Here is a 19,361-nt window from a genome sequence, read left to right on the forward strand (position 1 = left end):
TTTTTTACTATGTTGAGGGCTGAATAGTACTATATTAATTGTAAGCGTTATCAATTATTATAAGGGTAAGAAATAAAACAAAGAGGGTGGTATAGATGGAATCTTCCAAAGTGATGGACGTGGAGAAGCAGGGATTGGTCAAATCTAGGCCAAGAAAAATACCGAAGAAAAGAATTACATGGGCAGCTATTAAACGACAAAAATTATTAATCCTAATGACTTTACCATTTGTTATCTGGTTATTGATCTTCGCTTATACACCATTGATCGGCTGGTTGGTAGCCTTTCAGGAATACAGACCCCAAAACGGATTTTTCGGATCTGAATGGGTAGGGCTCAAGCAATTCACGGCACTATTCAATGACTCACTGTTTTACACAGCATTAAAGAACACATTAGGCATGGGTGGATTAGGACTCATATTCGGAACAGGTACAGCTATCACGTTTTCCCTATTACTGAATGAATTAAGATTTTCAAGGTTCAAAAAGTTCACGCAAACAATTTCTTATTTACCACATTTCGTATCTTGGGTTGTTGTCGCAAACTTAGTCACAACCGTTCTAGCCAATACAGGTGTCATCAATGAGCTATTACAATTCTTGAATATTACAAGTTCACCCATTAACTTTATGGCTAAACCGAATATGTTCTGGGGAATTGTAACAGGTGCAGATGTCTGGAAGTCAACCGGTTGGAATGCCATTATCTACTTGTCAGCGATGACGAGTATCGATCAGGAAATGTACGAAGCTGCTCACGTGGATGGGGCAAGTCGCCTCCAAAAAATGTGGCATATCACGTTACCATCAATCAAAGGGATTATCGTGATTCTAATGATCATGAATATCGGAAACATCATCAACATCGGATTTGAGAGACAAATGCTTTTAGGAAATAATATTGTAGCAGATGCAGCGATCGTTATCGAAAAATATGCGTTAGATTACGGTATCGGAATGTTTAGGTACTCTTACGGTACAGCGATTGGGATCTTCAAATCTGTTATCTCTATTGCATTGATTTTCACCTTTAATTCAATTGCTAAGAAAACCAGCGACATTTCAATTATGTAGAAAGGAGGGTCAATATGGATACACCAATGAAAAAAGTTGTGACAAAGAAAAAGAAGAAAAAATGGAGCGACCGCGCAACTCCACTAGATTATGCAATTGCAGTACTGATGGTTATCGTTGTCATCGTGACACTCTATCCTTTCCTACATGTACTTGCAATTTCTTTCAATAGTTCTGTAGACACAGCAAGAGGGGGGCTAACGATTTTCCCGAGAGAATTCACTTTACAGAATTATCGGGAGGTATTTGGTTCTAATAATAATCTATTGATTGCGTTTAGGAATTCCGTATTAAGAACCGTTCTTGGAACGATTTCAGCAACATTTTGTTGTGCGGTATTAGCGTATATATTAAGTAGAAAAAGTTATGTGTTAAGAAGACCACTGGGCATTCTACTTGTTTTAACAATGTATGTAAGTGGAGGATTGATTCCAACGTATCTAGTGATTAGAGGTCTTGGATTAGTCAATACATTTGCTGTGTACATTATCCCAGGACTAATTAATGCCTTCAATGTCATAGTGATAAGATCCTTTATTGATGGATTACCGGAAGCGTTAGAAGAATCCGCAAAAATGGATGGCGCAAACGAGATCACAATTTTCTCTAAAATTATTATGCCGCTTTGTGTACCAGTACTTGCGACAGTCGCCTTATTCGTAGCTGTTGGACAGTGGAATAACTGGTTCGATACGTACCTTTATGCAGGAGCCAATGTCAATTTGACAACCTTGCAGTATGAATTGATGCAGATTCTGAACAATGCCTCTTCTATGAGAGCAGCGGATGTCAGCGGACTGGGTCAAACAGGCGGAACGGCCGTACGAGTCAATCCGGAATCTATTAGAATGGCCATTACGATTATTGTAACCTTACCGATCGTCTGTGTGTATCCATTCCTTCAAAAATATTTTGTATCTGGTTTAACACTCGGTGCAGTAAAATAACCAATGAGTTTGAGCAGTTTAAAAAGAAAAAGAAAAGAAAAAGAAAAGAGGAGAAAATAATGAAAGCACTTACGTTGAAAAGCTCAGTTATGTTATCCAGCTTATTCTTGCTGGCAGCTTGTGGTAATGGAAACAGTAATGGGGAAGGCGCATCGGGATCAGCTGATGGGGAAGATGAAGTACTGACATTGGAAATGTTCAGTTCAGATATGAGTCAAGATGATCCATTCGATAACGCAGTTGCGCAAGAAATCCTTGAAAAAACAGGTGTAAAACTAGAGTTTTCTTACCCTGTTGGTGGGGATGACCAAGAAGCCGTCGCACTGATGATTGCTAGTGGCGATTATCCCGATTTAATTTACGGAAAAGGTGGACTGAATCAACTAATTGATGCTGGTGGTGTGATTCCTTTAGAAGATATGATCGAAGAAAAGGGCGACAATATTAAAGCCTTGTACGGCGATCAGTTGGACCGTTTAAGACGTAGTTCTGATGATCCAAGTATTTATCATGTAGGAACTGCTGGTGTTGAGAATATGTATCTGGAGACAAGTGGTACAATGCGTCTCCAATTAGAAGTTCTAAAAGAACTAGGTTATCCAGAAATCAATACGCTTGAAGACTACGAAAATGCTTTAACAGAATATATGGAAATGCATCCGACTAATGAAGACGGCGAACCATGGATTCCATTATCTCTATCGGGTAGTGACTGGCGCTGGTTGATTACAGTTGGAGATCCAGCAAGTGCTGTTGGTGGTATCGAAGGTGATGGACAATGGTATGTAGCAGATGATGGAGAAGCAACGTATAAATTCCAACGTCCAGAATTAAAAGAATACTTCCAGTGGTTAAATGGCATGAATGCTAAAGGCATGTTGGATGAAGAATCATTCACTCACACAAATGATACTTATGTATCCAAACTATCTTCAGGCAGAGTGCTGGGTATTGCCGATCAGGACTGGAATTTTACGGAAGCAGAAGCGGCTCTCAGAGCAGATGAAGATGAGTGGTCTCTATGGGCACCACTACCTGTAGGTTTGGACGAAGATACTGAAGTTCAAACATTGAAAGATTACGGCTTTACAGGAATGACAGGTGTTTCAATCACCTCTAGTACAGAACATCAAGAAGAAGCTTTTGAGTTCTTGGATTGGTTTGCAACAGAAGAAGCTCAAATTCTTATGAACTGGGGCGTTGAAGGAGTTCACTATGAAATCGTAGACGGTAAACGAGTTCAATTAGAAGAAGACCGTAAAGAGTCTCAAACAAATCCAAACTATTCACTTGAATCAGGAATCGGAGCGTATATTCACCCATTCCCACAATGGGGATCAGCTGCATTGGATTCTAATGGTCAAACAATCGGTAGAATGGGCGCAGAAGATATTATCGCGCAGTATTCTGAACCTGAAAAAGAAGCACTGGAAGGGTACGGCATTGACCTTTGGGTAGACTTGTTCCCAGCTACAGAAGACCTTGAAACACCAAAACATGGTCGTGCTTGGGAGATTGCTTTACCGACAGGGAGTAACGTTAATGTGATTCAACAAAGAGCAGATGACTATACAACTCAAAAAATCACAGAAGCAATCCTAGCAGATCCAGCAGATTTTAATGGTATCTGGGAAGAAATGCAAGCTGAATTGGAATCGATCGGTATAGAAGAAGCCAATGCTGAAATGACGGAAATCATTAGAGATAGACTAGAACTATGGGGAGAAACTGAATAACTTGTTCAAACAGATGAAAAGTATATATCCTCCTTTTATAGGAACATATACTTTTCATCTCTTTTTTTATCAGACTGTGAAGGAGCATGAACGATGGCCTATATTTGTTTTGACATCGGTGGTACAAACTGTAAGCACGCTTTAATCAATGATAAGGGCGATATTTTGAAACAAGGATTTTTTCCAACGATTCACACGTCTACAGAAGAGTTTGTCGCATCGATGGTTGATCAGATCCACCTGTATGAAAAAACAATGACCATTCAAGGAGTAGGCGTGAGTATTCCTGGCGTAGTGGAAAGAGGGACAGGGAAACTGATTACAGCTGGAGCAATTTTGCATTTGTATGGAAAAAACATACAAGAATTATTGCTTCAGTACATATCGTATCCAATTTTTGTGGAGAACGATGCAAAATGTGCATTAATGGCTGAGCTAACTTTTGGTGCAGCCGAAGGACTGAGAGATGTTGTCTTGATGACCGTAGGGACAGGTATCGGAGGCGCCGTTGCTTATGACCGAAATATTTTGTATGGAAGTGAGTACAAAATCGGAGAGTTTGGCATGATGCGTATGGGGATAGACCAACATCCGGACAAAACGATGCATGAATACGCTTCTACTGCGGCTTTGATTCGAGAATATAAAGCACTGAAAAATGTTTCACAAGAAACATTGGTGGATGCTCGAACGATTTTAGAAGAGATGGATACGGATGATGAAGTTAACGCGCTCGTTGATCGCTGGACGTATTACCTAGCAACAGGCATATTCAATGTTTCTGTTTCGTTTAACCCACAAAGAATCGTTATCGGTGGTGGGATTAGTGCGAACCCAAAACTGCTTCCAATCCTCAAAGAGCAATTAGAAAAAAATATTCACTGGGATGACCACCGCACAGAAATCGAAATAGCAGTCTATAGAAACGATGCGGGTATTATTGGAGCATGGATCTTTTTAATGGACAAAACGAATACAAAAATAAGCGAAGAAAAAGGAGCATAACATGTATCAAGAGAAACTAGACGCATTCCCGTCATCCTTTTTATGGGGAGCAGCTTCGGCGGCTTACCAGATAGAAGGAGCATATGATACAGATGGAAAAGGACCCTCTATCTGGGATGAATTCACTAAAATAGAAGGCAAGACGTACGAAGGTACCAATGGAGATGTGGCAATCGATCACTACAATCGCTACAAAGAAGACGTCAAATTGATGGCGGATATGGGATTAAAAGCTTACCGTTTCTCTGTGTCATGGGCTAGAATATTGCCGGATGGAGAAGGTCAGGTTAACGAAGAAGGATTAGCTTTCTACGAAAATCTAGTAGATGAACTGAATAAATATGAAATTGAACCGGTGTTAACCTTATATCACTGGGATTTACCGCTTGCACTTCAAGAAAAATATAATGGCTGGGAATCTAGAGAGACGATTTCAGCTTTCAAAGAATATTGTAAAGTGCTTTATGAACGATTAGGAGAAAAAGTGCGTTATTGGGTGACTTTTAATGAACAGAATGTCTTTACAAGCATGGGCTATAGATGGGCAACACATCCACCAAATGTAACGGATACGAAGCGGATGTTTGAAGCTAATCACATCATCAATCTGGCGAATGCGGAAGCCATTGTTTTATTTAAAGAAATGGTCCCTAAGGGAAAGATTGGTCCAAGCTTCGGTTACGGCCCGGTTTATCCACTGACTGCAGATCCAAGTGATGTGCTAGCGGCAGAAAATGCGCATGAATTCAGCAACAGCTGGTGGCTAGATGTTTATTGTAAAGGGAGATATCCAGTAGCGGTTTTCAAACAGTTGGAGCGCAAAGGTATCGCACCGACTGTAACACCAGAAGACAAGGAACTACTTAAAAAAGCAAAACCAGACTTCCTTGGAATCAACTATTATCACGGCGGAACGGTTAAACAGAATAAGATTGAAAAGCCTGCGCAGGAAAATGAACAGGATAAGAAATTCTCGTCAACAGATCCTTACTTGATGCAACCAAAAGAAGAACAATCGCAAAGCCCTGAGATTCCAATGTATCAATCGCTTGATAATCCATATCTTGAAAAAACAGAATGGGGCTGGGAAATCGATCCAGTTGGTTTCCGTTTAGCACTCAGACAAGTTTACGCAAGATATGACCTTCCGATTTTCGTAACAGAAAACGGCTTAGGTGCAAAAGATGTGCTGACAGAAGAAGGCGAGATCAATGACGATTACCGCATTGATTACCTTAATCAACACGTTGTCGAGATGAAAAAAGCCATTACAGATGGCGTAGAAATGATTGGATATTGTGCTTGGTCGTTCACGGATCTACTAAGCTGGTTGAATGGCTACAAGAAACGCTATGGTTTTGTTTTCGTCAACCGAACAGAACAAGATGAAAAAGATTTGAAGAGAATACCGAAGAAAAGCTATTTCTGGTACAAAGACGTCATCAAACAAAACGGCGAAAATATAAAATAGGAGTGACAGGATGAAGTTTCTAGACGGAGGATGGCTGGTTAAAGAAGGATACGAAGTTGAATACCCAGCCCATGTATATGCAACAAGAAAAACAGATAAACAATTAACCGTGTATGCACCATTCAGACATATCGCAGATAAAGGCGGTACGTTGGATGGTGGCATGATGACGGTAGAACTGAGTTCACCACACGAAAATATTATTGGTGTCAAAGTTTATCATCACAAAGGATCTGTCGCAGTAGGTCCATCATTTGAACTGGATAAACAAAATCCTTCTGTTGAAATTACGGATGGAGAAACAGAAGCTTCACTGAAAAGTGGCGCGCTTTCTGCTCACGTTAAAAAAGGCAATCAATTTGAAATTAGCTTTGAAAAAGACGGAGAAGTATTGACCTCCAGTAAATCAAGAGGACAAGCGTACATTCGCAAGCCACTTGAAAATCAATCTTATATCAGTGAACAATTAACCATTGATGTAGGTGAGTTGGTTTATGGACTAGGCGAACGCTTTACCTCTTTCGTTAAAAATGGCCAGACTGTCGATATCTGGAATGCAGATGGTGGAACAGGAACAGAACAAGCTTATAAAAATATTTCTTTTTATATGACAAATAGAGGTTACGGCGTATTCGTCAATAGTCCGAAAAAAGTCAGTTACGAAATCGGTAGTGAAAAAGTCTCTCGCGTTCAATTCAGCGTGCCTGGAGAAGAAATGGAGTACTTTATCATTGCAGGTGACTCGATGAAAGAAGTGCTTGAAAATTACACGAATTTGACCGGTAAGCCGGCACTTCCACCAGCTTGGTCATTTGGTTTATGGATGAGTACCTCTTTCTTGACAGATTATGATGAAGCAACGGTCAATCACTTTGTCGATGGCATGATTGACCGAGATATTCCTTTGGAGGTTTTCCATTTCGATTGTCTGTGGATGGAAGAATACGAATGGGTCAACTTTGAATGGGACAAACGGACTTTCCCGGAACCACAAAAAATGCTGACAAGACTCAAGGAAAAAGGACTCAAAATTTGTGTCTGGATCAATCCATATGTGGGGCAAAAATCACCATTATTTGACGAAGGAATGGAAAAAGGCTACTTTATCAAACGACCTAATGGAGACGTTTGGCAGTGGGACAAATGGCAAGCAGGACTAGCGATTATTGATTTTACCAATCCAGAAGCCGTAACGTGGTATCAAAATCACCTAGTGAAATTGATGGATATGGGTGTCGATTCGTTTAAAACCGATTTCGGTGAACGGATTCCAGTAGATGCTGTCTACTATGATGGATCAGATCCTGAACGGATGCACAACTATTACACACAACTGTACAATCAAATTGTTTTTGACTTATCAAAATCTAAAAACGAAAACAACGAAGCGGTTGTCTTTGCTCGCTCTGCAACAGTAGGCGGACAGAAATTCCCAGTCCACTGGGGTGGAGACAGTACGTCAGATTATCCTTCCATGGCGGAGTCATTAAGAGCGGGCTTATCCTTTGGTATGAGCGGATTTGGTTATTGGAGTCATGACATTGGTGGATTTGAAGAAGGGTGTACACCTGACTTGTACAAGCGCTGGACACAATTTGGCCTACTTTCTTCTCATAGTCGGTACCATGGTAGTAAAGAATACAAAGTGCCTTGGATCTACGATGAAGAAGCAGTAGATGTCACACGTAGCTTCACAAAACTGAAACTGAGCTTAATGCCGTACTTGATGAACCAAGCCGTTGTAGCGACTGAAGGGATACCAATGATGCGCTCAATGGTCCTTGAATTCCCAGAAGACATGACGAGCCATACGCTAGATAGACAATTTATGCTGGGTGATTCTTTACTGGTAGCGCCAATCTTTAATGACAAAGGAACGGTTAACTATTACGTACCTGAAGGCACATGGACGAATTATTTGACGAATGAGAGAATTGAAGGTGGAAAATGGCATAACGAAACACATGGTTATGATACTTTACCATTACTGGCAAGACCGAATAGTATTATCGTCGAAGGCAATCAAAATACGCAAGCAGAATATAATTATGCCGAAGCAGTTACCTTACATGTCTTTGAAGTACCTGATGGGGCAGAAGCGACAACGCGTATTGTAGACCGTTCCGGTAAGGTTATCGGAACAGCACATGTTCAATTAGCTGAAGGCGTTTATACGGTTAAGGTTGAGAACATAGATGTAAAAGCTGTTTTATTCCATAATGTTCATGATGTAGTTTCAGTGGATAATGGCAAAATGGAAGCAACAGACTTGGGCACAATGGTTTATCTAGATGGTTCAGAAATCAAGGTTCAGTTAACGAAATAAGATACTTCAGGAGGGAATCAATGAGTAAACAATTATTTGACCGCATGCTATACGGAGGAGACTATAATCCAGAACAATGGCCAAAAGAAATTTGGGATGAAGACCTCCGTATGTTTAAAAAAGCCCATATCAATTCAGCGACGATCAACGTCTTTTCATGGGCGAAACTACAGCCATCTGAAGAAGAATATCATTTTGAAGAGCTGGATGAAATCGTTGAAAGACTCTCAAATGATGGCGTAGATATTGTATTAGCGACTTCTACAGCGGCTTTGCCAGCTTGGATGTGTAGAAAATATCCTGACGTTACTCGAGTAGATTTCGAAGGTAGAAAACATGGATTCGGACATCGACACAATCATTGTCCGAACAGCCCAAACTTCAAGCGATTCGCTAGTGAACTGGTCTATAAACTCGCTAAGCGGTATGGAGAGCATCCAAGTATCAAACTTTGGCACATTTCCAATGAATATGGTGGCGAATGTTACTGTGACAACTGTGCAAAAGCTTTCCGTGTTTGGGTAAAAAACAAATACGGTTCTATCGAAGCAGTTAATGAAGCATGGAACATGCATTTTTGGGGCCACACACTGTATAGTTTTGACGATATTATTCCTCCAAACTATTTAGGTGATGGGATCAGCGATACAGCCGCAGCCTTTGCAGGATTATCGATTGATTATCGTCGATTCAATTCGGATGGTCTGCTGGATAATTACAAGATGGAACGAGACATTATTCGTTTGTTTGACGAAGAAACACCCGCAACAACGAATCTGATGGGAAGCTATAAAGGGCTTGATTACTTTAAGTGGGCAAAAGAGTTGGATATTGTTTCTTGGGATAATTATCCGAGCCATAATACACCGCTTAGTCACGTAGCGATGAATCATGATTTAATGCGTGGACTGAAAGATGGACAAAGTTTCATGCTGATGGAACAAACACCGAGCCAACAAAACTGGCAACCGTATAATTCGTTAAAACGTCCTGGTAAGATGCGTGCGCAAAGTTACCAGACGATCGCTCATGGAGCCGATACAATTCAGTTCTTCCAACTTCGCCGCTCGAAAGGTGCCGTAGAAAAATTCCATGGCGCTGTTATTGAACATGCCGGCCATGAAAATACGCGTGTGTTCAGAGAAGTCACGGAGCTTGGAAAAGAGTTGGAGCAACTGGGTGATCAATTGATTGGTGCAGAAACGAAAGCCAGAGTAGGGATCTATTTTGACTGGGATACGTATTGGGCTTTGGAATATACAAGTGGTCCAACGGTTGATCTGCGTTATGTTGAACAAATCCAACAGTACTATGATGCTTGCTACGCTAAACAAGTGGCAGTCGATATGCTTCATGAAGGGTCCGATTTCAGTCAGTACGACGTCATTCTTGCACCTGTTTTATATATGGTGAAAGAAGGACTGACAGAAAAAATCGAGCAGTTTGTTGAGGCCGGTGGTACATTTGTTACGACCTTTATGAGCGGAATTGTGGATCAAAATGACAATGTTCATTTAGGCGGATATCCAGGTCCACTAAGAAATGTACTAGGCATCTGGGCAGAAGAAATCGATGCTTTGGCACCTGGACAAACGAATGTTGTGCATACGCAAGCAGAATTTTTCAAACAATCGTTCTACACGTGTCGGATGTTATGTGATCTCATTCATCCAGAAGCTGCAGAAGTCATGGCAGAATATGGCTCCGATTTCTACAAAGGTATGCCGGCTGTAACGAAGAACGCATTTGGCCAAGGTGAAGCTTGGTATGTTGCAACCGTACCGGAACAGGGCTTGCTGAATGAATTGATTGGACATATACTAAACGAGAAAGCAATCGAAGGCTTTGATGATCTACCAGAAGGGGTAGAAATTGCTTGTCGCGTAAAAGAAGAGAACCACTATTACTTTGTGATGAATCATACTGAAACACGTCACGAAATTGAGCTTCCATTCGAAGGATACAAAAACCTACTGAATGATGAGACGGTGGAGAAGACGGTAACGCTTGAATCTTTTGCGGTAAACGTGCTGATCGCACCATAATCAGACCGATTATTGAAAACGACATCCGATGTTTTTACTGCTAAAAAACCGGGAGGACAGTCAATGATGAAAAGATTGATGGCAATACTCGCTACTTTAATGGTCGTCATACCTTGGGCTTCAACCAAGAAAGCTCATGCAGCAGAAAATACACCGTCTCAGCGTTATGTAGAGGCTATGGGTAGTGGTTGGAATCTAGGAAATACGTTCGATGGCTTTGACGAAGCGGGGGATACCGGCGAAACGTCTTGGTCTAACCCAGTTGTGACAAGAGAGCTGATTGGTAGCGTGAAAGACAAAGGTTATGACAGTATCCGTTTACCCTTCACGGCGCATATGCGTGTTGGCGGAGCGGAGTCTGATTATCAACTAGATGAAGCTTTCCTTGATCGCTATGAAGAAGTTGTCAACTGGGCACTGGAAGAAGATCTGTATGTCATGGTCAATGTGCATCACGATTCATGGATCTGGCTAGCAGATTGGGACGGTAGTACGGAAGCAGAAGCGTACACTCAATACGTTCGAATCTGGGAACAGTTGGCAGATCGTTTTAAAGACTATGACGAACGTGTCATGTTTGAATCGATTAATGAACCACAATTCTATACAAATGATGAAGCGACTGCTTTAAGTCATCTTGAAACAATCAACGATTCGTTCCATACGATCGTTCGAAACTCAGGTGGGCAAAATGCAGAAAGAATGCTCGTCTTACCCACATTAGTAACCGATGCAGCGCAAAACAGATTGGATGCTTTGTACCAACAAATCATTGGATTTGATGATGAAAACCTGATTGCGACGATTCATTATTATAGTGAATGGGTATTTAGTGCGAATTTGGGAACAACGGAGTTTGACGAAGAATTGTGGGATGGTGTCACTGCCAGAACCAGTTTGATCAATGTGTTTGACCGCATTGCTGCGACTTTTACGGAAAATGGGATTGGTGTAGTGGTCGGAGAATATGGTTTGCTGGGTTATGATAAAGGTGACGAAGTAAACCAGTTAGGCGAAACGTTGAAATTCTTGGAGTTTATCAATTACTATGCTGAAGAAAAAGGATTTAACCTAATTCTTTGGGATAACGGTCAGCATATCGATCGTTATACGTACGAATGGAAGAATCCACTATTTGGGAATATGATTGAAGCATCAATGGAAGGGCGTTCCGCTTATTCAGAAGGATTGGATACAATATTCTTAAATCCTACAGACCCTGAAGGCGGTTTGAGTATTCCACTTACATTGAATGGACGAACACTGCAAGCGGTTAGTGAAGGCGGTACTGCCTTAACGGAAGGCATGGATTACACACTTCAAGGAACAACGCTTCAACTAACGGAAGCTTATCTAAATCAATTGTTAGAAAGAACCAGTGGTGTGACAGGAAGCGAAACAACGCTTAGATTGCAATTCAATGGTGGTGCGGACTGGTATCAAACGCTTATTTACAGCGAAGCACCAGTGATGTCTGAAGCACAAGGTACGGTCAGCGAAGGCATCCGTATTCCAACAGCTTTTAATGGGAGCCAACTGAAGTCAGTGGTTTCTCAAAATGAAGCAGGAGTCATTGTTTCGAATAATAACTGGTGGGGATTCTTGGAACATAGTAGTGAATTTTTACCCAATGAAGATGAAAATACAGTGGATATGTTGGCGCGATATACGTCAATTTTATCAAATGGTCTGTATAATTTAACTTTCACGTATTATGATGGAATAGTGATTGGGTATCAATTGACCGTTCAAGATGATGTGATTAGTGGCCAAGTTATAACGGTAGTGGATGTGCCGGAAGAAGAACCTGAAGTCATTCCAGACCCAGAGCTAGAACCGGAACCAGAGGCAGAGCTTCCAGTAGAGGAAGTGCCTGTTGAAGAAGAACCAACGACACAACCGGAAGAAGGTATGACCGCACCTGAAACTGAAAGTCCAACTGTAACGGAACCAGAAACAAGTCCGGAAGCAGTCGTTAGTGAAGAAGCAACTGCAGAGATGAGTGAAACCATTTCTAATAACGAGGGCGCTCATCATGTACGATTAACGGATGAACTAACGCGTTCTCACGGAAAAGAAGATGTGACTAAAGCGCAGATGCTTCCTAAAACAGGAATGGCGGTCCCGATTACCGGATTAGTCGGATCCCTATTTTTAAGTAGTGGCTTAGGTATGTTTTTCTGGAATAAAAAAAGAAAATAAAGCGAAAGACGCTATGAGAAAAATTTCCTAGCGTCTTTTTGTTGAAAAGCGATAAAAAAGAACATTGAAAAAGTCTGGACAGTTCTCTACCATAAAGTGTAAATAGCAGTAGGGAGCGATTTTTATGGTAAACATTGACGACTTTCAATCATTGGATATCAGAGTCGGAACGATACTAGAAGCGACGTTTTTTGAAGAAGCTAGAAAACCAGCCTATAAAGTACGCATTGATTTCGGCGATGAGTTAGGCGTTAAACAGAGCTCTGCACAGATCACAGACCGGTACGATTCCGAACAGCTTATGGGAAAACAAGTCGTAGCGGTCACCAATTTTCCGCCTATGCGCATTGCAGGTTACAAATCTGAGGTATTGATACTTGGCGGTGTACTCGCAAACGAACAAGTCGTCTTACTGAATCTGGATGAAGCGGTACCCAATGGGACGAAAATCAGTTGATGTAACGAACAAAAAACGACCGCATAGCAGAAACGTGATCTGCGATTTGGTCGTTTTTTAGTGCATTCTGTTTATAGTAACTCTTTTAAAAAGTCTCTTGCTGTTTGTAAATTCATATGCGGTGCTTGCTTCAGTTGTTCCGCAACCTTTTCAACCTGTGGACCTTTAGCGCCAGCACTGATTGCAAGTGAGCGAGCATGTAAGCCCATATGGCCTTTTTGTATACCATCGGTGACGAGTGCTCTAACGGCAGCGAAGTTCTGAGCAAGACCTACAGATACTAAAATACTCTCTAATCTCTTAGCATCGGGATCCATCAGGATTTTTCTAGCTAACTTAGCGCCAGGATGAATACTGATCGATCCCCCGACTGTTCCAACCGCAAGCGGTAAAGTCAGTGTCCCAACTAAATCACCTTGATCGTTAGCATGCCACTTAGACAGTGCACGATATTGTCTGGACCGAGCGGCGTAGGCGTGACTACCCGCCTCGATGGCTCTCCAGTCATTTCCAGATGCGATGACGACGGCATCAACACCATTCATGATGCCTTTGTTATGCGTGACCGCTCGGTAAGGATCTGCCCAGGCTACTTGAGCCGCTTCAATAATTCGGTCGCGCACATCTTCGCCAGAATACGTACCGGTTTTTAATTTGTGAGCTGGAATGGTACAAGTTGCCGTTGCTAAGCACTCAGTCGCATAGTTGGAAAGAATGCGTAATAATGCCTTGCCACCGGTCAGTTCTTCAATATAAGGCGCAATACCTTCCATCATCGTGTTGACGATGTTAGCACCCATTGCTTCTTGTGTATCGATATGAAGATGAACGACTAGGAATGCTGGAGTCCCTTCTTCGGGATCCGCTTTAAGCACACGTGTTTCAAGGGATTTCGCACCACCACCACGTTTCACAATAGAAGGATGCGCCTCGTTAGCGCGCTCCAAAATCGTTTGTTCAGCTTTCTCTATTTCAAAAATAGCGTTCTCTATATGTTCAACGTTCTTCAAAGTCACTTGACCAATCATTAAGCGATCTGTCACTGCAGTCGTAAAGCCACCGGCAGATCCAATTATCTTTGCAGCAAAACTAGCCGCTGCGATGACGGATGGCTCTTCGATCGCCATCGGCACAAGAACTTCTTTGTCATCGATCACAAAATTAGTGGAAACCCCTAACGGAAGAGAGTAATTACCGATATGGTTTTCAATCATATGCTCACCGACTGAGGGATCTAAGTCGAGACCTTTTTCAGTTAGTAGAGTGGCTTCTTCTAAAGAGATCACACCAGCCTCTTTTAGTGCTGAAACCTTTTCTTCGTGTGTTTTTTTATAGAATTTCGTTAACTTGCTCGTATCCATCTGGTTCTGTCCCTTCTGAATTTCGTTACTCTTATTATGAGGTACAAAGCAGAAAAAGAAAAGGATTGAATCTTTTTAACTTAAGGCAATCTTTACAAGCTCTGCAAAAAGAAGTATACTAGGGGAGTACGAAAAAAAAGGTTCCTTAGCTCAGTTGGGAGAGCACTACCTCGACAAGGTAGGGGTCGCTGGTTCGAGCCCAGTAGGGACCATACTATTTGAAAAAGTCTTATAATCGTTGACCAATTGTTGGTTTACAAGATTATAAGGCTTTTTTTATTTCCTGAAGACTAATTATTCTCTTATATAAAAGAATACATTTAGTAGTTACCCTGAATATTACATGCGTATGATTATGTTTTTTTATCGTTTAGAATTAGAATGAGCCTATAAAGAGTTTGCAATTCAGTATATTATAGGAGGAGTTAGAAATGATCGTATTAGCAATCGTTTTATTAATATTAGTGGGTGTTGTTGCATATTTAAATATAACAGAAATGGTTATGATCGATCTTTACTTTACTAGTTTCGATATACCAGTATGGTTAGTGATTGTCGGTACGCTTTTAATAGGTATGATTATAGCCGGATTGATAGCAAGTTCTGTGATTGCACGTAACAAAAAAGCTTTAAAAGACAAAGAAGAAGAGATGGACCGCGCTGAGGCAGAAAGAAAAGAGTCCGTTGATAAAGTGAAACAAGACGCAGAAACTCAGATCGAATTGCAGAAAAAAGAAGCTGAAATACAACGACTAAATGCAAGGTTATCTCAAGACCAAAGTGGTAATAGAGCCGTTCCAGTGAAGGAAACCAAGGTAGAAGTACCTGAAGATAATCATACTTGGGTAGAGGCGCGTGAAGAAGACCATCAAACTAGAACTAAAAAGAAGCCAAGATAACTAAAAAGTAAAATAAGCTTATCATTGTTGATCAATGGTGATAAGCTTATTTTTATGCTTGCTGTTTTTAAGTCTACTCGTTATCGCATCTCGACATTGATGGAGGTACTTTCTTGCTCTTAAGCTATTTAAAGGGAGGCACCATTGGTTCGATCCTGGCAAGTACTATTATAAATAACGATTCAAAAAAGGCGGTAACGTTCTCATTGAGAAAACGTTACTGCCTTTTAACATATAAACATTTTTTATAAGAAAAATTAATTGATGTCTAGTAAAAATGCATATCTCGCGGAACCTGCGTCCCATTGTGCCAAAACCTCAAAGACAGCTTCTCCTTCGATCGAAGAAATATCGCCATCTTGAACACTTTCAACCGTTCCATCTTCCTTCCAGATGTTTAATGTATAGTAGTTTGGTTGTTCTTCAAAGTCTAGTTCAAGTGGTGTAGGAGCATCTATAGAGGTAGGTTGGATCAGTTTGACAAGTTCTGGCGGACTATCGCTATCTGCCTCTATTCCCTGACCATTTTTTATACTCCAACTGTATGTGCCAAGTATCGGTTCAACGACTTCGTCTCCAGCATGAATGATTAATTCTGGAGGTTTAATATCAGAGGGATCTAAAGAAACAAATGATGAACTAGTCTCATTAACTTGCTCCGCGTTTTCGATTTCATTAACTTCTCCATTTGTATCGGAACATCCGCCGACTGTTAGAAAAACAACGAGTGATAGTACTGAAAATAGAAATTTAAACTTCATAATACATATCTCCTTCCAATTATTTGAAATCATCAAAGAGTAAAAGACGTCATTTTATATGTAGTTTTCTCGGTACTAGATGGTGTAACTATAGCATACTGGTTTTTAAAAATCCTAACTTTAATAGGTGAAATAAATGCAGATCATATGAGTTGTTAATGTAGCGTATCATTGTTATGTTTTTTGTAAGAGAGTATGAGAACCACTATGATTTGTACTAATTTTTTTTGTAGAGACATTCTATTTAGACGAAAGGAAGATTACTAGGTGAAAAAAGTGTTTTTGTTCAGTACATTGATACTATTATTATCAGCTTGCGGGAATAACGAAACAGCTGAAACCGATGAAACAAACGAATTAGAGAGTGAACAAACTTCTGAAATAACGGACTCAAATCAGACTCAAGAAGACGCTGATGTTGAGGAAACAGAAGCTGAGGAAGATTCTTCAGAAAACTCAGATAGTGATTTATCAGATGAATCAAACCAAGAAGATACGGAGATGACGGAAGAAGAGGCTAAAGAGAAAGTGATCGCTTATATAAACGAACAAAGTGGACCTACAGAAGCCGAGTCTTATAATTTCAATATAGTGGATGAGGGGGAGGTTTATACGGCTTCAATGTATACCTCTGTATCTACAGATGAAACAAAAGGGGCGCCAATAATTTCAATGCATGAAATCAATAAAACCACAGGTGAAGTAAAAAAAATTGAGGTAGGACCTTACGATCCGAATACAGCCACCAGTGAAATTGCCTCCATGAGTGAGGAAGAAAGAAAAGCGCACCATCAAGAATTGGTTGCTGAAGGAGAAAGTATAGACGAAAGTGTCTTAGAGCAACTGATGCTTCCGGGTGTGCATGAGAATACCACGTTTTATGAAGGTCGAATAAATGCTGGAGATACTGTGGAACTTTCTCTCGCCACTGCGGATACACCACCGGAATATGAAGAGTTAGAGTTTTCTCCGGATATAGATACAGAAGGGTACTTTACCATTAGTCTCAGTCCATATGATTTAACCAATAAATCAGTTTTGCGTTTTTCTATTCAAGGAGAGTATTCAAATGAGCAAATCTTTGATATTCCAATATTTGAAGCGCAAGAAGGAATGGAGAATATTGGTGTAAGAGAATAACAGCGTTAGTATATTTGGCTTTTACTTTAAGAGTGTATCTATGAATTAGGTATATCAGAAGGTTTTTCCATCTAGAAACCGTTGACGTTTCGTTCAATAAAAGTATAGAATAGTACCCTATAGCTTTTTAGGGGGGGAGAACCAATGGAACGAGTCACGATTGTAGGGCCTTCAGGGTCTGGAAAATCTACGTTAGCTAAACAATTAGGGGAAGCTTTTGAATTACCTGTTTTTCATATGGATCAGTTGTTTTTTGATCCAGGCTGGGTTGAGAAGTCAAAAGAGAAGTTAATGGGAGAGGTAAATGGTATTCTCGATGAGAATGAGTGCTGGGTTATAGAAGGTAATTACGGAAAAACGCTGCCTTCTAGATTATCCAAAAGCACGCATGTATTTTTTCTTGATTACCCGCGCAGAATTTACGCTTATAGAGTTTTGAAGCGATTGATCCGTACTTACGGAAAAGTCCGAGAGGATATGGCACCGGGTTGTCCAGAAAGAATCGATTTACCATTCTTAAAATATGTATGGAATTTCAAAACACAGAGACGGGAAAGGTTATTCAAGCTTGTTCAATCGGGATTACCGAGTGATTATGAGTTAATCGTTTTCAAGCACCCAAAAGAGTGTGAACAGTACTTAAAGGATATAGAGAAAGCTAGACACCGCTGATTTAACAACTCAACGATGTCTAGCTTCTTTTAATGAAAAAATCATAAATATATCTTGGGACCATTTGAACTAGTCATTTGCCATTTCTTCCTGCATGACCTCATCCATCCAACGTAAACTATCATGGGTATTCTCAGAAGCGACTCTATAATATTCATTACCTTCTAAGTCTTGAATCATACTGTCACTTAATTTTTTGAACCGTTGCGAATAACCATTCGCTGCTACGACGTAGTAATTTTTATCCAATTCAATTGTCATATTCGGATATTCTTTTGTGCCGTCTTCAATGCCTTTCTCAAGTAACTCTTTCGCTCCAAGGATTAAGTCGTCTTCCTCTTGATCACTTCTCAAAGTACCATTGAAACCATGAGAGTTATATATTGCTACACTATTTTGATCAAATGATAAGAAGGACTGATCTAGTTCTCTTGAAAGAGAATAATTCAACTCCCAGGAAGATTCAATGAGGTCATTCGGACTTAATCCTTCTTCATTGACTTGAGTATATTGGCGCGTATTTAAATAGTAGGTTGTACTGAAACCTATGACGATCAATAATAGTGCGCTGAGTACGACATTTAATACTTTTCTTCGTTCACTTCTTTTTACCTTCCGAGAAATTTCTTCTATGATATTTGAATCTTCTTTCAATAATTCATCCAGTGGAACTTGATAATATTCACTGATTGCCACTAACGTTTCAAGATCCGGATAGGTTCTTCCAACCTCCCAACTGGATATGGTTTGTCTAGACACATGTAAAATATCACCCAATTCTTTTTGAGACAGTGAAGCTGATAACCTTTTTTCTTTTAAACGCTCACCGATTTCCATTGTCCACTCTCCTATTTGCCTTTTCATCATTATAAAACTAGACAGCTAAGGAATGCTAGGTTAGTTTTACTGTTTTTATAAAGAAGGTTGATCTGACGGGCTGCTACAATTTGTTGCACCTCCATTATCACATTTTTTATAAGCATTTGTACCTTCTGTTGAGACTTGAAATTGAAATGACTAAGTGATTTTTAGAGTGTTACTATTGATTTTATGTGCGACGTGCTTGTCTTATCTTTTGATAGATACTTGTTTTTCTACATTGGTTTTTGTTTATTTTTCCCGATTTACTTTCCATTTCCTCCAAATTTTTCAACTGATTCTATGCAAGTGTGACTATATAAACATTCTGAATAGTTATATTATTTGTAGAATATAGTTATATTTTTAGATGAAAAATTAAACACAAACAATCTTCATAGAATC

The 19,361-nt window shown here is 40.3% G+C and carries 15 protein-coding genes and 1 tRNA gene; 13 read left to right on the plus strand and 3 right to left on the minus strand.

The features are described from left to right. The first annotated feature begins 95 nt into the window (after positions 1-95). From ACFP65_RS00920 to ACFP65_RS00960, 9 genes are all read left to right on the plus strand, one after another. Positions 96-1,076, plus strand: a complete 981-nt coding sequence (locus ACFP65_RS00920) for an ABC transporter permease (RefSeq protein WP_379915020.1) — start codon at positions 96-98, stop codon at positions 1,074-1,076. A gap of 14 nt (positions 1,077-1,090) precedes the next feature. Beyond that, positions 1,091-2,023 (plus strand): carbohydrate ABC transporter permease, encoded by a 933-nt coding sequence (locus ACFP65_RS00925; RefSeq protein WP_379915022.1) that lies wholly within the window; start codon positions 1,091-1,093, stop codon positions 2,021-2,023. A gap of 59 nt (positions 2,024-2,082) precedes the next feature. After that, positions 2,083-3,759 carry an ABC transporter substrate-binding protein gene (locus ACFP65_RS00930; RefSeq protein ID WP_379915024.1) on the plus strand — a complete coding sequence of 559 codons (1,677 nt, stop codon included), beginning with the start codon at positions 2,083-2,085 and terminating at the stop codon, positions 3,757-3,759. A gap of 93 nt (positions 3,760-3,852) precedes the next feature. Continuing rightward, entirely contained in the window at positions 3,853-4,764 is a 912-nt protein-coding gene (locus ACFP65_RS00935) for an ROK family protein (protein WP_379915026.1), read from the plus strand. A 1-nt stretch (position 4,765) separates the two neighbouring features. Next, positions 4,766-6,235 carry a glycoside hydrolase family 1 protein gene (locus ACFP65_RS00940; protein ID WP_379915028.1) on the plus strand — a complete coding sequence of 490 codons (1,470 nt, stop codon included), beginning with the start codon at positions 4,766-4,768 and terminating at the stop codon, positions 6,233-6,235. Between the two features lie 10 nt (positions 6,236-6,245). Beyond that, positions 6,246-8,561 carry an alpha-xylosidase gene (yicI, locus tag ACFP65_RS00945; protein ID WP_379915030.1) on the plus strand — a complete coding sequence of 772 codons (2,316 nt, stop codon included), beginning with the start codon at positions 6,246-6,248 and terminating at the stop codon, positions 8,559-8,561. Between the two features lie 20 nt (positions 8,562-8,581). After that, the gene (locus ACFP65_RS00950; protein ID WP_379915032.1) at positions 8,582-10,606 is read left to right on the plus strand and encodes a beta-galactosidase; all 2,025 of its coding nucleotides are present in this window, start codon (positions 8,582-8,584) and stop codon (positions 10,604-10,606) included. A gap of 63 nt (positions 10,607-10,669) precedes the next feature. Next, positions 10,670-12,808, plus strand: a complete 2,139-nt coding sequence (locus tag ACFP65_RS00955) for a cellulase family glycosylhydrolase (protein WP_379915035.1) — start codon at positions 10,670-10,672, stop codon at positions 12,806-12,808. A gap of 124 nt (positions 12,809-12,932) precedes the next feature. Next, positions 12,933-13,265, plus strand: coding sequence for a tRNA-binding protein (locus ACFP65_RS00960; protein WP_379915037.1), 333 nt, complete (start codon positions 12,933-12,935; stop codon positions 13,263-13,265). A gap of 71 nt (positions 13,266-13,336) precedes the next feature. On the opposite strand, the gene ACFP65_RS00965 is transcribed toward ACFP65_RS00960, so the two are convergent. After that, positions 13,337-14,626, minus strand: coding sequence for a hydroxymethylglutaryl-CoA reductase, degradative (locus ACFP65_RS00965; protein ID WP_379915039.1), 1,290 nt, complete (start codon positions 14,624-14,626; stop codon positions 13,337-13,339). 139 nt (positions 14,627-14,765) lie between these two features. Here ACFP65_RS00965 and ACFP65_RS00970 point away from each other — a divergent pair. Beyond that, positions 14,766-14,838: transfer RNA gene (locus ACFP65_RS00970), tRNA-Val, on the plus strand. Between the two features lie 219 nt (positions 14,839-15,057). After that, entirely contained in the window at positions 15,058-15,525 is a 468-nt protein-coding gene (locus tag ACFP65_RS00975; RefSeq protein ID WP_379915041.1) for a LapA family protein, read from the plus strand. Between the two features lie 257 nt (positions 15,526-15,782). Here ACFP65_RS00975 and ACFP65_RS00980 read toward each other — a convergent pair whose 3' ends face one another. Then, a complete protein-coding gene (locus tag ACFP65_RS00980) occupies positions 15,783-16,286 on the minus strand; it encodes a hypothetical protein (protein WP_379915043.1) in 504 nt (167 codons plus the stop codon). A gap of 267 nt (positions 16,287-16,553) precedes the next feature. Here ACFP65_RS00980 and ACFP65_RS00985 point away from each other — a divergent pair, with 267 nt between their 5' ends. After that, positions 16,554-17,426 (plus strand): hypothetical protein, encoded by an 873-nt coding sequence (locus ACFP65_RS00985; protein WP_379915045.1) that lies wholly within the window; start codon positions 16,554-16,556, stop codon positions 17,424-17,426. Positions 17,427-17,570: 144 nt separating this feature from the next. Then, positions 17,571-18,098: a hypothetical protein gene (locus tag ACFP65_RS00990; RefSeq protein WP_379915047.1), complete on the plus strand. Its 528-nt coding sequence runs from the start codon at positions 17,571-17,573 to the stop codon at positions 18,096-18,098. 69 nt (positions 18,099-18,167) lie between these two features. Here the strand turns inward: ACFP65_RS00990 and ACFP65_RS00995 are convergent, their stop codons facing one another. Then, entirely contained in the window at positions 18,168-18,935 is a 768-nt protein-coding gene (locus tag ACFP65_RS00995; RefSeq protein WP_379915049.1) for a helix-turn-helix transcriptional regulator, read from the minus strand. Positions 18,936-19,361: the final 426 nt, after the last annotated feature.

Source organism: Marinilactibacillus sp. GCM10026970 (genome assembly GCF_042660675.1).
In the GTDB taxonomy this organism is placed as follows: domain Bacteria; phylum Bacillota; class Bacilli; order Lactobacillales; family Carnobacteriaceae_A; genus Marinilactibacillus.

What these genes read in the sequence shown, in the direction of transcription:
- ACFP65_RS00920 (WP_379915020.1), top strand. Translation starts at nt 96, where the DNA reads ATGGAATCTTCCAAAGTGATGGACGTGGAGAAGCAGGGATTGGTCAAA.
- ACFP65_RS00925 (WP_379915022.1), top strand. Translation starts at nt 1,091, where the DNA reads ATGGATACACCAATGAAAAAAGTTGTGACAAAGAAAAAGAAGAAAAAA.
- ACFP65_RS00930 (WP_379915024.1), top strand. Translation starts at nt 2,083, where the DNA reads ATGAAAGCACTTACGTTGAAAAGCTCAGTTATGTTATCCAGCTTATTC.
- ACFP65_RS00935 (WP_379915026.1), top strand. Translation starts at nt 3,853, where the DNA reads ATGGCCTATATTTGTTTTGACATCGGTGGTACAAACTGTAAGCACGCT.
- ACFP65_RS00940 (WP_379915028.1), top strand. Translation starts at nt 4,766, where the DNA reads ATGTATCAAGAGAAACTAGACGCATTCCCGTCATCCTTTTTATGGGGA.
- yicI (WP_379915030.1), top strand. Translation starts at nt 6,246, where the DNA reads ATGAAGTTTCTAGACGGAGGATGGCTGGTTAAAGAAGGATACGAAGTT.
- ACFP65_RS00950 (WP_379915032.1), top strand. Translation starts at nt 8,582, where the DNA reads ATGAGTAAACAATTATTTGACCGCATGCTATACGGAGGAGACTATAAT.
- ACFP65_RS00955 (WP_379915035.1), top strand. Translation starts at nt 10,670, where the DNA reads ATGATGAAAAGATTGATGGCAATACTCGCTACTTTAATGGTCGTCATA.
- ACFP65_RS00960 (WP_379915037.1), top strand. Translation starts at nt 12,933, where the DNA reads ATGGTAAACATTGACGACTTTCAATCATTGGATATCAGAGTCGGAACG.
- ACFP65_RS00965 (WP_379915039.1), bottom strand. Translation starts at nt 14,626, where the DNA reads ATGGATACGAGCAAGTTAACGAAATTCTATAAAAAAACACACGAAGAA.
- ACFP65_RS00975 (WP_379915041.1), top strand. Translation starts at nt 15,058, where the DNA reads ATGATCGTATTAGCAATCGTTTTATTAATATTAGTGGGTGTTGTTGCA.
- ACFP65_RS00980 (WP_379915043.1), bottom strand. Translation starts at nt 16,286, where the DNA reads ATGAAGTTTAAATTTCTATTTTCAGTACTATCACTCGTTGTTTTTCTA.
- ACFP65_RS00990 (WP_379915047.1), top strand. Translation starts at nt 17,571, where the DNA reads ATGGAACGAGTCACGATTGTAGGGCCTTCAGGGTCTGGAAAATCTACG.
- ACFP65_RS00995 (WP_379915049.1), bottom strand. Translation starts at nt 18,935, where the DNA reads ATGGAAATCGGTGAGCGTTTAAAAGAAAAAAGGTTATCAGCTTCACTG.